13 protein-coding genes are annotated in these 15,899 nt (G+C 33.1%); 6 read left to right on the forward strand and 7 right to left on the reverse strand.

Annotated features, from left to right (window positions below):
• Positions 1-1,197, reverse strand: coding sequence for a lipoprotein N-acyltransferase Lnb domain-containing protein (locus tag BZG02_RS13215; protein WP_101261915.1), 1,197 nt, complete (start codon positions 1,195-1,197; stop codon positions 1-3).
• Between the two features lie 319 nt (positions 1,198-1,516).
• On the opposite strand from BZG02_RS13215, the gene BZG02_RS13220 reads away from it, so the two are divergent.
• Complete coding sequence (locus BZG02_RS13220) at positions 1,517-3,595, forward strand: tetratricopeptide repeat protein (RefSeq protein WP_101261916.1); 2,079 nt, start codon at positions 1,517-1,519, stop codon at positions 3,593-3,595.
• A 4-nt stretch (positions 3,596-3,599) separates the two neighbouring features.
• Here the strand turns inward: BZG02_RS13220 and lolA1 are convergent, their stop codons facing one another.
• The 3 genes from lolA1 to BZG02_RS13235 form a co-directional block, all read right to left on the reverse strand.
• Positions 3,600-4,241 carry an outer membrane lipoprotein periplasmic chaperone LolA1 gene (gene lolA1 / locus BZG02_RS13225; RefSeq protein WP_101261917.1) on the reverse strand — a complete coding sequence of 214 codons (642 nt, stop codon included), beginning with the start codon at positions 4,239-4,241 and terminating at the stop codon, positions 3,600-3,602.
• 54 nt (positions 4,242-4,295) lie between these two features.
• Positions 4,296-6,704 (reverse strand): FtsK/SpoIIIE family DNA translocase, encoded by a 2,409-nt coding sequence (locus BZG02_RS13230; RefSeq protein WP_101261918.1) that lies wholly within the window; start codon positions 6,702-6,704, stop codon positions 4,296-4,298.
• A gap of 126 nt (positions 6,705-6,830) precedes the next feature.
• A complete protein-coding gene (locus tag BZG02_RS13235) occupies positions 6,831-7,505 on the reverse strand; it encodes a hypothetical protein (RefSeq protein ID WP_101261919.1) in 675 nt (224 codons plus the stop codon).
• Positions 7,506-8,062: 557 nt separating this feature from the next.
• Between BZG02_RS13235 and BZG02_RS13240 the strand changes: the two genes are divergently transcribed.
• A complete protein-coding gene (locus tag BZG02_RS13240) occupies positions 8,063-9,043 on the forward strand; it encodes a carbamate kinase (protein WP_101261988.1) in 981 nt (326 codons plus the stop codon).
• Between the two features lie 61 nt (positions 9,044-9,104).
• Entirely contained in the window at positions 9,105-10,106 is a 1,002-nt protein-coding gene (gene argF / locus BZG02_RS13245) for an ornithine carbamoyltransferase (protein ID WP_101261920.1), read from the forward strand.
• 100 nt (positions 10,107-10,206) lie between these two features.
• Here the strand turns inward: argF and BZG02_RS21355 are convergent, their stop codons facing one another.
• The 3 genes from BZG02_RS21355 to BZG02_RS13260 form a co-directional block, all read right to left on the reverse strand.
• Positions 10,207-10,413, reverse strand: a complete 207-nt coding sequence (locus tag BZG02_RS21355; RefSeq protein ID WP_101261921.1) for a FeoB-associated Cys-rich membrane protein — start codon at positions 10,411-10,413, stop codon at positions 10,207-10,209.
• 4 nt (positions 10,414-10,417) lie between these two features.
• The gene (gene feoB / locus BZG02_RS13255; RefSeq protein ID WP_101261922.1) at positions 10,418-12,931 is read right to left on the reverse strand and encodes a ferrous iron transport protein B; all 2,514 of its coding nucleotides are present in this window, start codon (positions 12,929-12,931) and stop codon (positions 10,418-10,420) included.
• A gap of 330 nt (positions 12,932-13,261) precedes the next feature.
• Positions 13,262-13,657, reverse strand: coding sequence for a DUF3276 family protein (locus BZG02_RS13260; protein ID WP_101261989.1), 396 nt, complete (start codon positions 13,655-13,657; stop codon positions 13,262-13,264).
• Between the two features lie 288 nt (positions 13,658-13,945).
• On the opposite strand from BZG02_RS13260, the gene nusB reads away from it, so the two are divergent.
• The 3 genes from nusB (at position 13,946) to yajC (ending at position 15,874) form a co-directional block, all read left to right on the forward strand.
• The gene (nusB, locus tag BZG02_RS13265) at positions 13,946-14,896 is read left to right on the forward strand and encodes a transcription antitermination factor NusB (protein ID WP_101261923.1); all 951 of its coding nucleotides are present in this window, start codon (positions 13,946-13,948) and stop codon (positions 14,894-14,896) included.
• A gap of 126 nt (positions 14,897-15,022) precedes the next feature.
• Entirely contained in the window at positions 15,023-15,496 is a 474-nt protein-coding gene (locus BZG02_RS13270; protein ID WP_180335720.1) for a DUF1573 domain-containing protein, read from the forward strand.
• 57 nt (positions 15,497-15,553) lie between these two features.
• Positions 15,554-15,874: a preprotein translocase subunit YajC gene (gene yajC / locus BZG02_RS13275; protein WP_245868094.1), complete on the forward strand. Its 321-nt coding sequence runs from the start codon at positions 15,554-15,556 to the stop codon at positions 15,872-15,874.
• Positions 15,875-15,899: the final 25 nt, after the last annotated feature.

Here is a 15,899-nt window from a genome sequence, read left to right on the forward strand (position 1 = left end):
TTATAATAAACGAGTTCTTAATTTTTTAGCAATATATACTGATCGGATGAATAGAAGCATAACGAATGGTATTATCTCATTTGGAAATGATTGGGGGATAAAAACCCATCCACTTAGTACCAAGAATAATATTACGGAATGCAACAGAAAATAGTAAAACAAAAACAAACGAGACCTATTTCTATACAATGCAAAAACAATCGGAAAGTGAAGCGGAAAAGCCCATACAATGTTCCAATTTGGTCCGGTTGCCTGATGATCTGTAAAAAACCATAAGAAAATGATTACCCACCCAAGTAATCCGCAAATTCCAAATACGAACATATCAAAAATGAATAAATTTTTACGTCTTTTCCAGTACGTAATACTTAGAAAAAAGCCTATTCCTGCAATGATTCCAAAAATGAAAATTGGTTGTTGATACCAATTGGTGGTTTTTAACTGGAGAGCTGGTTTTAGTATCGTATTGGTTGAACATACAAGTGGTTTAATTGTTCCATCGGTATTTATTTTAGCTTTATCAAAGGCCGACATCATATTGTCGGGTAAAAACATGTACTGCTCGGGCGTTGCTTCGGTATCGCAAGGATATCCAAGTGCTAAGTGAATACTTAAAAATATCCAACGGCTTTTTTCCATGAATGGATCTAAAAGATTCCAAAAAGATTTTGGGGAATCAACAATTGTATCGAAAAGAATTGTGCCGGTTGTGTTTTCTTTTACAATATCTCTAATTCGAGTAGAACAATTGTCAAATAGAAAATCATACCTATAATACCTGTTTTCCGGCAGGTAATTTTTAAGTAATGCTGAGAATAGCTTTTGTTTCTCTAAGCTATCAAGGTTTAGTTTTTGCTCCGTAATGCCTCTTTTTTCATCGATGTATTCATTTTTAAAACGATCAAAGTTGGTGTAGGACAGCATATAATCTAATTTTCCTCTGGCAAATTTCGGATAAAAATTTGGTGTGTTGAAATTGAAGGTGCCATAGCCAAAAACGAGATCGAATTTTCTTTCTGTATCTTTTATTCTTAATGCCGAATGCCCAAATAGAGAGTATAGTTCGTCACCTGGGGTACAGGTGAGAAGACTAATTTCTGAATTATTTGATAATTTTTGGCCGATTGTTTTATTGCTAATTGATACTAAAAAAAATGCAATAAATAAGATTTGGAAAGAGATCGTTTTTAATGTCATAATGCGTATGGTTTACTCTTCGAAGATAAGTATTTTATGGAAATTGCAGTTGTTTTCGATTTCATAATTTATCAGGAAAAAGAAAGATTTTTATTGCAAAATAAGCTTGGTGAAACTTCGTAAAACGAATTATTGAGAATTTTATGTTTGTGATGCTAATTTCCTATTCCTAAAATAGTATTGAATAGTTGTTTAGCTTGTAAAGAGGATAGACCTACTTTTTTCCCCATTTTATCAAAAATATTACATAGTATTTATTAAAATTGAAAATAATTAACATCTTTACGGGTCTTTTTTAACCCAAACCAATATCTATATAATGATAAGGCTTCTAATCGTTCTTTTATTCATTCCCCAATTTATTTTTGCAGAAATCCCAAACACAAAACGTGATAGTCTAAAATTGCTAATAAAATCTTCTTCAGAAGCCATTAAATGTGATGTGTTTTACCAATTAGGGGAAGATTATATTACCGATTATCCAGATTCAGCTTTTTATTGTGCAGAACAAATTTTAGTTACTTCGAATTTTTTTCCCGATTCGGTTTATGTAGTAAAAGCAAATTATCTAAAAGGAAAAGCATCGTATAGGAGTAGTGATTTCCATAATGCTATTCGCTATCTCGAAAAAGCAATATCCTATTGCTCCATCAATCAAGATAAGGATAGAGCAGATTGCTATCATGTTTTAGGAAATTCATTCATAGAATTTGAAAATTATAAATTTGCACTTAGCTCCTATTTTACTAGTTTGAGTATTCGTAACAAATTAGGTAATAACTTACTAATTGCCGCATCCTTAAATAATATTGGAAATGTTTATTTTCAAATGGAAGAGTATTTTAAGGCTTTGGAATACTACAATCAATCGTTGGCTTTAAAAGAAATTGAAGGCAATTTACAAGGGGTTGCAATTATGCTTTCTAATATTGGAAATGTTTATCATAAATTGAATGATAGTTCCCAGGCTCTAGCTTCTTATTTTAAAGCTTTGGAAATTATTGAACCAGAGGAAGATATTGTATGGAAACCTATACTGCTCGAAAATATCGGACAGCTGTATCTCGATAGAGGTGATATTAATAAGTGCTTGGTTTACTATCATAGAGCTTTGTTAGAGTCGGAAATGAAAGGAGATAAAATTTCCATTGCTAGTGTAAAATCATCTCTTGCAATAGCTCATTTAAAGAATAATGATTATGATGTGTCACTAGGATTGTTCGAGGAAGCTTTGCAAAATGCGAAAGTAATAGGAGTGGTTCGCATTGAATCGGACTGTTGTTATTACATGTCGGAATTGTATGAGAAGAAAAATAATTTAGAGAAGAGTCTCTATTATTTTAAACAGTACGATAAAATAAGATCTAAAATTTACAATGAGAATAATAGTAAAGAAATTGCAGAAATTCAGGCAAAATTTCAGTTGGATAAAATTGATTCTGAAAATGAAGTGCTCAAGCAACGAAATACAATTCAGAAGTTAGAAATAGACAAACAAAAGACCGCAAATATATTATTCGTGTGTTTGGGTGTTTTAATTTTATCATTAGTAATATACTCCATGTATATTAATAGAATTAGGAAGAAGCACAATTTAGTTTTAACAGAAAAAAGTAAAATTATTTCGGATAAAAATACAAACCTGACAAGTTTGAATGCAACTAAAGATAAATTTTTATCTATCGTTGCACACGATTTAAAAAATCCTTTTAATGCTGTGTTGGGTTTTACCGATTTGTTAATTGACAGATATGACGAACTAGAGGATTCCATGCGGAAAGAATATATTGAAATAGTGCATCGATCGGCTCGTCATGGTTCCTTGTTGCTCGACACTTTGCTAACTTGGTCTAGATCGCAGATGGGTGTAATGGAGTATAATCCAATTGTTTTTAGCGCAAATCAAATAATTAAGGAAGAGATGGAGGGATTGGAAGAAAAAGCGCTTGCAAAAAGTATTTCAATCGATTTTATTGAAAATGATAATGTGCTGGTTTGTGCTGATTCGGATATGATTAGAACAGTGGTTAGAAATTTGGGGAATAACTCGATTAAATTTACAGAGGAAAGTGGACGTGTTATTTTTTCGATTAAAGTGGAAGCAGGTAAAGCTATTATTAGTGTGGAAGATAATGGTGTTGGAATTCGACCTGAGGATAAAGCGAAATTATTTAATTTGGATTCAAACTATTCGAGGCCAGGAACTTCTAATGAAAAAGGAACTGGTTTGGGATTAATACTTTGCAAAGATTTTGTGGAGAAAAATGGAGGGACGATAGCTGTTGAAAGTCAAGAAGGAATTGGAAGCAAATTTTGCTTCTCGTTGGCATTACACTCTTTAGCTACAGAAAAAAAATCCTCTACCCTTGAAAGAGTAGAGGAGGATTGTATTGCGTAATAATTTATCGCATATCATTTATTTCCACATCCGTGTGGGATTTTGGATCAAAAACAAAATAAGAATCTGCAAACTTAAGATTTGGAGTTAATTTTTTAAGAATAATACTTACGTTATTTCCATCCTTTCCAATTGTTTTTAACGACTCAATTTGATTGTTTACTTTATCAATTCTTAATTGTATCGAAGTAAATTCTCGTTCAGTATTTAAAGGAATAAGGTCTATTACATGACAAATTGTTGAATTTACAGTTTCCTCTTTAATATACTTATAATTGTAGCCTTTTTCGTAAATAGAAAATATTTGCGCTGGATTTAATCCTTCATCTTCATTATCCTCAGGTTCAGTAATGTTTACTTCATTTACATCGATGATGTGCGAAGCCATGGTTGTACCATTATAATAAGTGTCAACACCCATAAGTTTAAGACGATATTTATTGCCAACAAGCACTATGCTTCCTTCCGATACTTCATGGATATCTTCTTCTGCATTATCCATAGAAAACGTAAATTCTGCTTTGATACTTTTAAATTCTTTATTTTTTGCAGAAACTTTGTCAAGAACGGTTTTAGCTTTAATATCCTGTGCCGATAGATTTAAACACATAACTCCAAAAAGAAGGAAACAAAATACTTTTCTCATTTTATCTGATTTTATAAATTTCAATTATTCTTAATCAATAACTGTGCCACGCATTTATTGCAACACATCTCTCAATAATTTTTCCAACGAATACTCATCCTGAACAAGTACCTGTCTGGCTTTACTTCCTTCAAAAGGGCCAACAATTCCAGCAGCCTCCAGTTGGTCAACAATTCTACCTGCTCTATTGTAACCGATTGAGAATCGTCTCTGAATTCCAGATGTCGATCCTTGTTGAGAGGAAACTACTAAACGAGCAGCATCTTCAAAAAGAGCATCTCTTTTTTGCAGATCGATATCTGTTGCTGAATTTTCCGACGATTCGCCTACATACTCAGGCAAAAACATTGCTGTTGGATAGGATTGCTGTTTTTGTATAAATTCGGTTACGGCTTCTACCTCTGGAGTATCAACAAAAGCACATTGTACCCTTACCAATTCACTGGTTAATGAAATTAGCATATCTCCGCGTCCAATTAATTGATTTGCTCCAGGACTGTCAAGAATGGTTCTTGAATCGATCATAGATGCTACTTTAAAGGCAATTCGCGCTGGGAAGTTAGCCTTAATAACTCCAGTAATAATATTGGTTGAAGGTCGTTGTGTTGCAATAATCATATGAATTCCAATTGCACGTGCTAATTGGGCAATACGAGCAATTGGCGTTTCAACTTCTTTGCCAGCAGTCATTATTAAATCGGCAAACTCATCAATAATTACAACAATATAAGGTAGGTAACGATGACCGTTTTCCGGATTTAAACCACGTTTTACAAACTTAGTATTGTATTCTTTTATATTTCTGGCATGTGCTTTTTTCAATAAATCATACCGTGAATCCATTTCTATGCATAAGGAATTTAAAGTCGCAATCACTTTATGAATATCAGTTATGATAGGTTCCTCTTCATCGGGAAGTTTTGCAAGGAAATGCTTCTCGATAGTAGAATAAATACTTAATTCAACCTTTTTGGGATCAATAAGAACAAATTTGAGCTGAGATGGATGCTTTTTGTATAATAAAGAGGTAATAATAGCATTTAATCCAACCGATTTTCCTTGTCCAGTTGCTCCAGCTACTAAAAGGTGAGGCATTTTGGTTAGGTCGAGCGTATAAGTTTCGTTCGATATTGTTTTTCCCAAAGCTACAGGCAACGCATAGGTGGATTCCTGAAATTTTTTCGAGGCAATAATATTTTTCATCGACACGATTTCTGGTTTGCGGTTCGGAACCTCAATACCAATGGTTCCTTTTCCAGGAATAGGAGCTATAATTCTAATTCCTAATGCCGATAAACTAAGTGCGATATCATCTTCCAAATTTTTAATTTTGGAAATACGTACTCCAGGAGCAGGCACAATTTCATACAACGTGATGGTAGGCCCAATAGTAGCCTTAATTTGAGTGATTTCAATTTTGTAATGACGTAGCGTCTCAACAATTTTATCCTTATTGGATTCAAGTTCTTCCTTACCAACACTAGAATTACTTGCATGATGTGCTTCTAATAATTCTAATGGAGGGTATTTGTAATTAGAAAGATCAAGAGTTGGATCGAAATCTTCCATCGGGCCATGTTTTATACTTACAGTTTCTTCCTGCTTCGAAACAGTCTCTATTTTTAATTCTAGATCGTCGCTTACTGCTTTCGTTTTTTTCACTTCCTGTTCAAGAATAATTTCTTCCTTAGGAATAAATTCAGAGTCATTTGTAGGCTCATCGTCATCCTCCTCCTCGCTTTCCTCGTCCATTGATTTTTTGGTTGAGGGAAAGGAGACAGGCTCATTTAACTCCTCATTGTCAGTAGGTTCAGATAAATCTTGATCCTCTTCGGTATCCGTTTTAGGTTTTCGGATAAATAATTTTTTGAAGAAGGAAATGGAGTTTTGAAAGGCGAGTGTGATAAAGGTTAAAAAGCTTAGAACCACTAAAAACAAAGTGCCTACATTTCCAACAAAAGATACAAGCCATTCGCTTATAAAGAAGCCATGAATACCTCCCAAAAATAAAAATGAATGTGATGTTGATTTAACAAATAGAAACGACATTAATACCGAAAACCAAATGCAAAATAGTAAGGTATAAATAATCGTTTTTCGGAGGGATTGAATTTTTAATCCCCAAACTCGAAGCGTAAGAACCACTAATAAATAAAGGAATGAAAAAGAGGCAATGCCGAATCCTTTGTTGATAAATAAATTGGAAATATATGCTCCAGTTTTTCCAGTCCAGTTTTCTACACGAACCTTCGAATCGGTAATTAATTCAAGCCATTTAATATCTAATTTGCTCTGGTCGGCTCCTCCTGTAAAAAAGAAGGAGACAAATGCCAATCCAACATAAATAGTGAACAACGAAAGTGCAATACCAATAAGAGGTTTTGTTCTTTCATCACTAAGAAACTTTGGGGCAGAGAAGCGCGATTTAGCTTTTGTAGTGCTATTTTTTTTCTTTTTAGCCATTGACTATTTTTTCAATTTTCACAAAATTTGCATGAAGTACAAATTTATGTAAAAGTAATAAAAATGGCATTTAAAACCACAGGAATATCGGTTTGTAAAAAAGATTTGTTTTAAACTGGAGGCTAATTAATTGAAATCTACAATGTATTTTTTTAATGTTTTGAGATCAGAAAGAACGTATTCTTCTGGAATAGTAAAGTTTTCCTCGCTAACAGGGTTTAAATTTACAGATTGAGCAGTGAATTTTGCTTTTACTTGGTTCATTGTAGTCTCAAACTCCATTAGTACTCCAGAAATTTGAAACAAAGGAGTGTTTCGGTTAGGAGCTTTTAGACCAATTTCTTTTGTGTAGTATAGACTAGCCTTAGAGGACTCATTCAAATAAACAATTGCCTTTTTACATTCATAACCAGCTATTATTTTAGTTGAATCAATATATTCTATTTTAGTGGGAGGAAGTTGACTATATACAAATGCAACTTCATCTTTGGGGAATTCATAGTTAAGCTTATTGCTCAGCACCTTAAGTAGTATATTACTATTCGGTTTTTCGTATTTAGAAACAAATTTGGTGCTGAAAAATCCAAGATATCCTTCAGATATCAAGCAGATATTATTATTCTTAAAGCGCAATTCAACTTTATTAGGCAAAAGCGCAATAATAGGATTGTCTTTTTCCGAAGAAAAATAACTAACATCATAGGTTATTATCCCTTCATTTATTTTGGTTTCTGTTTCTGATTTTGTTTTGCATCCCCAGACTAGAAATAAAATTAGAATTATAGATAATCCTTGTTTCATAGGATAATATTTTGGTTAGTGAGTATTTACAGCAATCGATTTGTTGCAACTATATATTTATAAGTTATTTACAAAAACAATAAATAAACTTACTAAGAGTATGAAAACAGTGGGGGATACGATATTAAAATTTGGCATCTTAGATTAAATTACGGGTTATTTTACAAATATCACATTTTTTACCTAATTAATTCCACTTTTATTTCATACGTAAATAATTGCTTGAGGTTTTGTTTAAAAATAGAGTGTTCTTCATTTACTTTGGTTTTTGTATAAAATGAATTTGTGAGGTAAAAAAATAAAATAAGGAATGAGGTGCTATAATTATCATAACTACAAATCTTATTTAAGACTTGCAAACGAATGCATTTTAAAAGATTCTTTGCTTTGAAATTCATGCATTTACAGGAAATTTTAGTAAACAGTAAATTTATAAAAGCTCTAATGTGTTGAAAAACAGAGGGTGAAAAATGTTGTAAATAAAAAAGTATTTCGTTGTTTTGAACTTATTTTTTTTAGATTTGCACAGTGAAAAGAAAAACATAAATGGAAAAGTAATGAAAAATAAATTAGCAGTTGTAGCATTAGGTGGAAATGCCTTATTGAGAGGGAATCAGAAAGGGACTGTGGAGGAGCAGACTCAGAATACAATTGATACGCTCGAAAATCTTATTTTTCTTGTAAAAGAAGGGTATGATGTTATTATTGCTCATGGTAATGGCCCTCAGGTAGGTAATATCTTAATGAGAAACGATGCAGGTGAGCAACTTTATAATATTCCTCAAATGCCTTTGGATATTGATGTGGCTGACTCTCAGGGAGGAATAGGTTACATGATCGAGAGAAATTTGCGTAATGTATTAAAACGACATGGCATTGAAAAAGATGTTGTGACTTTGGTAACTCAGGTTGTTGTTGATAAGAATGATCCTGCTTTCGCCAATCCATTAAAACGTGTTGGTAAAATTTATACCAAAGAGCAGGCTGATGAATTGGTTCATTCTAAAGGTTGGATTTTTAAGGAAGAGGTGAAAACTGAAGGAGGGTGGAGACGTGTAGTGCCATCGCCCAAACCAATCCGAGTTTTAAACGAAACGGTTATTGAAAATCTAGCTCGTCAAGGAAATATTGTTATTACTGTGGGAGGTGGTGGTATCCCAGTTTCGGAAGACGAAAATGGTGACTTGTGCCCAGTAGAGGCTGTAATTGATAAAGATCTTGCATCGGCATTAATCGGAGCTCGAATTAAAGCAGATGAATTCTATATTCTTACGGATGTATCTTTTGTATATCATGACTTTAGAGGACCAAATGAGAAAAAATTGGAATTCTTGAATCATGCAGATACTATGAAATACATGGAAGATGGTACTTTTGCAGAAGGATCTATGGCTCCTAAAATTCGTGCTTGTTTAAGTTTTATCGAAAATGGAGGCGGTAAATCCGTGATTACCGAAGCTACAAAATTGGTTGATAAATCATACGGAACTAAGATCACAATGGAATACGACGAAAACGACGTAGAGCATAATTCTTAATTAACTATTATTAATATCAGATTATAATTACTTTTGTAATCGTAATAAAAAAATACATACCATGGCTTTTAATTTAAGAAACAGAAACTTTTTAAAGTTGTTGGATTTTACTCCAAAGGAAATGCAATATTTGTTAGATCTTTCAAGAGATCTTAAAAGAGCAAAATATGCCGGTACAGAAGTGCAAACTATGAAGGGAAAAAATATCGCTTTGATATTTGAAAAATCTTCAACTCGTACTCGTTGTGCATTCGAAACAGCGGCTTACGATCAAGGTGCTCACGTAACCTACTTAGGTCCTTCGGGTTCTCAGATTGGCGTTAAGGAGTCGATGGCAGATACTGCTCGTGTTTTAGGTCGTATGTATGATGGTATTGAGTACCGTGGATACGGACAGGCAATTGTAGAGGAGTTAGGTAAGTTTGCTGGTGTTCCTGTTTGGAATGGTTTGACAGATGAATTTCATCCAACTCAAATTTTAGCCGACTTTTTAACGATGACAGAGCATTCAGACAAACCACTTAGTCAAATTTCATTTGCATATTTAGGCGATGCTCGTAATAATATGGCTAACTCTTTAATGGTTGGTGCTGCAAAAATGGGCATGGATGTAAGAATTGTTGGTCCTGCAAATCTTCAACCAGAAGAAGGATTGGTAGCTGAATGTATGAAAATTGCTAAAGAGACTGGTGCAACAATTACAATTACTGATGATGCAAAAGCAGGAGTTGAAGGATGTGATTTCCTTTATACTGATGTTTGGGTATCAATGGGTGAGCCTGATAAAGTATGGGAAGAAAGAATTGGTATTCTTAAGCCATACCAAATTAATGCTGAATTGATGACAGCAACAGGGAATGAGAAATGTAAATTTATGCACTGTTTGCCTGCATATCACAACAGACAAACCAAAGTTGGTGAAGAGGTTTTCCAAAAGTTTGGTATGGATGGTGTTGAGGTTACTGAAGAGGTATTTGAGTCTGCAGCATCTATCGTTTTTGATGAGGCTGAGAATCGTTTACATACAATTAAAGCTGTAATGGTTGCTACTTTAGGAGCATAAGCTAAAAATAAATAAAAAAAGGCGACTGTGTGGTCGCCTTTTTTTGTTATGTATTGTATGTTATTTTCAATGTTTTATAGGATAGTGTATTGCAGTATGATTAATTTTTAACATATGTTAAGTTTTGAGTTTTTAAAAGAGGTTTCGAATGTAGGTTTCTCTTGTGAAGTTCTCTTTTAAAATGACAACCACCGCAACTGCCACCACAGCTCGATTTTTGTTTCGTGAATAACTTTACAAATTGGTATAGAGTATATCCAAAAGCAAAAAGTACAATTATATAAGTTGCTACTAACTGAAAGCTCATAATATTAAAGTATTAAATTTCCGGTTTGATAGATAATAAAAGAAACTAACCAAGCCAATCCCGTAGTGTAAAATACCACAAAAGCAGCCCATTTCCAATTTGCTTCCTTCACGATTGTTACGATTACGGCTATGCATGGAAAATAGATTAGTATAAATAGAAGGAAGGATAGAGCCGATAAACTATTGAAAACATACTCGCCTGTTCGATAATTACCGATAAATTTTTGCTCCTTTAATTTTGTTCGTAATCCTTCGCTGTTTTCGCTGGCACCTTCTCCTTCCTGATATAAAACACCCATTGTACTAACTACAACTTCTTTTGCGGCAATACCGGTTAGTATACTCACAGTCATTTTCCAATCGAAACCTAAAGGATGCAATGCTGGTGCAACAAATTGACCTATTTGTCCGATGTACGATTTTTGTTGCTTTTCTTCCAATTTAAGATTAAGAATTTTTTGAATTTCAACTTCTTTTTCCTGTTTTAACTGAATGGTATTAAAATCGGGATTTTGTTGAGTATTATCAATCTCACTATCAAACCTTTGAGTTGTTTCCGCAATCATCTTATCGTAATCTTTCGAGAAATTTACTTCTCTGGGAAAGTATCCTAAAGCCCAAATTAGAATCGATGCCAGGAGGATAACACCTCCCATTTTCTGTAGATATTGAACTCCTTTATGCCACATGTGAATTATGGTCGATTTAAAGGTTGGCAGGCGATATGGCGGTAATTCCATTACGAAAGGAGCCTCTTTGGATTTGAAAAAACTTGCTTTGAATATTTTCGCAAAGAAAATGGCAAGTACAATTCCAAAAGTGTAAATTCCAAATAGAACAAAAGTAGCGTGTTCGGGGAAAAATGTGCCGATAATTAAAATATAAATTGGCAATCGCGCACTGCACGACATAAATGGAGTAATCAGCATGGTTAGAATCCGGTCATTCCTGTTCTCTAATGTTCTGGTTGCCATTAATGCCGGCACATTGCAACCAAATCCCATTATTAATGGAATAAATGATTTTCCATGCAAACCAATTTTATGCATCAACTTATCCATGATAAAGGCAGCTCTTGCCATATATCCTGTATCTTCCATGAAGGAAATAAAGAAGAATAAAATTAAGATGTTAGGGAGAAACACAATTACACCTCCAACGCCACCAATAATGCCATCTATAATTAAATCTTTTAGTGGACCTTCGGGCATAAATTGTTCAATTAATCCTGCAAAGGCATTAACTCCCATATCAATCCACTGCATTGGGTATTCCCCCAAATTAAAAGTGGCATAAAAGGTTAAAAACATAAACACGAAAAAAATCGGAAAACTAAAAAGCTTGTGGGTAATAAATGTGTCTATTATTGTGGTTTTTCGTCTGCGTTTTATCGGACTTTCCTTATAGGTTTCTTTAAGGGCTCCATCAATAAATCCGTACTTTGAATCGGTAATAACAGTTTCACATACTTCACCAAATTCCTTCTCAAGTTTTTGAATTTCTTCTTTGGTTGTTTTTTTTATATTAAAATGCAGGTCGCTATCTTGCACAAGGAATCGTGCGCTTTTATCTGATTCTAAAAGCTTTATGGCTAGAAACCTAGGAGATGATTTGGCGCAAAGCTTAGCATCCTTTTTTATTTCAGATTGTATTTTAGCAATTGATTTTTCAACTGACGTTCCGTAATTAACATGAATATGACGTACAATTGGATCTTTGTCTTCGTATACGTTAATTACCTTGTTGAATAGTTCCTTAATTCCAATTCCTTTTGGGCTTATTGTTGGTATAATTGGAATGCCAAGCATTTTTGCAAGTGCCTTAAAATTAAGAATAGCTCCTTTTTTCTCTAATTCGTCATACATGTTTAAGGCAATAATTACCTTTATGTCCATGTCGATTAATTGCGTGGTTAAGTAAAGGTTTCTTTCCAAATTAGAGGCATCTACAACATTAATAACCACGTCGGGCCTTTCATTCATAATGTATTTACGAACAAATAGTTCCTCAGGAGAGTAGGCTGTTAAGGAATAGGTACCGGGAAGATCGGTAATATTAAATTGATAGCCATTTTGTTTTACTTTGGCTTGTTTGGCATCTACGGTTACTCCGCTATAATTACCAACGTGCTCCTTCGATCCCGAAGCGTAATTGAATAATGTAGTTTTACCTGCATTCGGGTTACCAACTAATGCAATGTTAATATTTTTCCCTTTTTCTTTTGCAGAAGTTTTTAAAATGTCGTCGTTAATAGTTCCTTCAAATCCATTAACCTTAATATCTTTCGCTTCTTCTTTTGTAATTACCTCAATTAAAGATGCTTCACTTCTTCTTAATGAGACTTCATATCCCATTATTTGATATTCAACAGGATCTTTCAGAGGAGCATTTTTGATTACAATAACCTTTTTGCCCTTAACAAAGCCCATTTCGGTAATCCTTTTTCGAAAGGCACCGTGCCCTTGGACTTTTATAATAATTCCTTCTTGACTATCAGATAATTCGGAAAGCTTCATTCGTATTTATTAATAAACGACGCCATTGGGCATCTGCTTTTGCTATTTGATTATAATTTAATTCTCGGGCATTTTTAACGCATGTCAAACGTATAGGAAAAATAACTTACGTGCAATCCCTATTTGTAGGTATTTTGAACTTTTCAACTCATTTTATTTATATTGGAATGTGTTGTAATGTTTAAATAGATCAAATTAAAGAGAATTTAAACAAAAGTAAGTGTTTTTGGGAAACCGATACTTCTTCAGCCCTTTTATTATTGAATTGAAATAAAAAAATGCATAAAAAAAGCTGTCTTTTAGGACAGCTTTTAAAATATGTTGATACTATTACTCAGTTAAATCTTCAAACTCTACATTTGTAAAAGATTTGGATTCAAATCCCTCTAGTACTGTTTCTGGCTCATGGTATTCTTGATCTGAGTATGTATTTTCCTCAGTATCTTTTTCAAGATTTGAAGATTTGATAAAATCAATTGCTTCTAATAAACCATCCGAAAATTTATCAAAATCCTCTTTGTATAAAAATATTTTATGCTTCTCGAAGGAAAAATTTCCTTCTTTGTCATAACGTTTTTTACTTTCGGTGATTGTTAAGTAATAGTCGTTTTTCTTTGTTGCTTTAACATCAAAAAAATAAGTCCTTTTCCCCGCTCTTACGGCATTTGAATAAATTTCATCTCGATTATGTTTTTCGAACCCTTCCTTTTTATCGTAACCTTCCATCTGAAATAATTTGTTATTTATTTTGATTTTATACATTCAAAAATAAAAAAATATACTTACTATTTATTATGAATAGGTATTTTATTGAGGAAAATGTGGTTATTTAAAATGAGTATGCAAACCTTTTCAGTGTATTTATGGTTTTTTGCCTATCCTTTTTTATATGTAAAGTCATTTGCTTAGTAGGAGTAATTATTTTCCCTTATTTGTTGGTTTTTCCTTGTTAGCAATTAAAAAAAAGCGTATTTTTGCAGCCAAATTAATGTAATTGACAAGTTCTTTAAACGTATGATTAGTAGAAGATTGCTTCGAGTTAAGGTGTTACAAATTTTGTATGCCTATTATAAAAATCAAGATCGCACGATAGCTAAGGCCGAAAAGGAATTATTCTTTAGTGTTGGAAAAGCTTACGATTTGTATCATTATTTACTTCTACTTATTGTGGACGTCGCTTTTGTTTCTGAAAAGAAAATAGAAAATTCCAGAGGCAAAATCATTCCATCTCATGAGGATTTAAATCCTAACACAAAGTTTATTAACAATCCAGTAATTAGACAGTTGGCGGAAAATATTCAGTTGAATAGCTATTCTAATTCGCATTCGGTTACTTGGGATGATCAAGAGGATTACGTTCGAATTTTGCATGATAAATTGATTAATTCAGAATTGTATCAAGAGTACATGGCTCAACCGGAGAGTTCTTATGCCGCGGATAAAAAATTTGTTGAGAAATTTTTCACTCACATTATCGCTGCAGATGAAGAGTTTTATGGGGTGATGGAGGAGAAGAGCATTTATTGGAATGACGAGATTGAGTTTATTATTAGTATGGTAGTGAGAACAATTAAAGGTTTTTCGCAAACAGATGATACTCATGCCTCTTTAATGTCTTTATACAAGGATCGGGATGATGAGGAATTTATGAAAACATTATTCCGTAAAGCGATTATTAATCACACCGAACACCTGGAGTTGATTAAGGCGAATACTAAAAATTGGGATTTGGAGCGTATCGCCTATATGGATATTTTAATCATGGAGCTGGCGCTTACTGAAATTAAAGAGTTTACAAGTGTGCCGGTTAAAGTAAGTTTTAACGAATACCTCGAAATTGCTAAATTTTATAGTACTGCAAATAGTAGTAATTTTATTAATGGAATTTTAGATAAGATGGTTCAGGAGTTAAAATTAAATGGAACTGTTAAAAAAGCAGGTAGAGGTTTAATAGAGGGAAAGTAAAACCAAAATAGATATTTTAGAATGCGCTTATCCTAGGGGTATGCGCATTTTTTATTTTATTAATGGGAGCAAATATTCTTCCATTTAAAATTAGTACATTCGGGAACCAAAATGTTCGAACAATTGATGAATAATACAGCTATTTTTGCATCTGTTAAATGTCTTAGTCGTATCTTGTTTTTGATAATATTTATCGTATGTTTAGTACGATGTAATTCAAATAAAACAGGTAATGTTGATTCTGAAAGTCTTGATGGAAAAGCTACTGAAAAAAATATTTCGTCGAATGGTTTTCCTAAGTTTGAGTTTACTAAAGAATTACATAAATTTGGGGATGTTTCGGAAGGGGAAATAGTGGTTTGTGATTTCTTTTTTAAAAATATTGGTTCGAAAGATTTAGTTATTAAAAATGTGGAGACGAGTTGTGGTTGTACTGCCGTAAAATGGGAGAAGAAACCCTTGGGAGTAGGAAAAGAATCAAGAATAATCGTCGAGTTTAATACTGAAGGAAGATATGGCAAACAGTATAAGGTAATTACTATTTTTAGTAATACTTTAACAGGAATTGATGAGCTGGTAATTTCAGCACAAGTAAAATAGAATAATTAGTAATTTATATAATTAATATGGCCTTTGGCCTAAAAATTCAGGATTGAAATGGATAATTTATTGAACATCTTATTGATGACACAACCTCAGGAAGGACAAAATCCTTATGGTTCTTTTATTATGCTTGGAGCAATTATTGTAGTATTTTATTTTTTCATGATTCGTCCGCAAATGAAAAAGCAGAAGGAGCTAAAAAAGTTTCGTGATGATTTACAAAAAGGAGATAAGGTAGTAACAACAGGTGGTATCTATGGTAAGGTTCTTGAAATTCAGGAAAACGTTATTATCATGGAAGTTGAAGGACAAAACCGATTGAAAATTGACAAAGCGGCAGTTGTTAAAGATATGAGCGACGTTGCTCAAAAATAATAGTTTGGACTGTGCTCAATTGAGC

It is taken from the genome of Labilibaculum filiforme (assembly GCF_002843315.1).
Taxonomy (GTDB): Bacteria; Bacteroidota; Bacteroidia; order Bacteroidales; family Marinifilaceae; genus Labilibaculum; species Labilibaculum filiforme.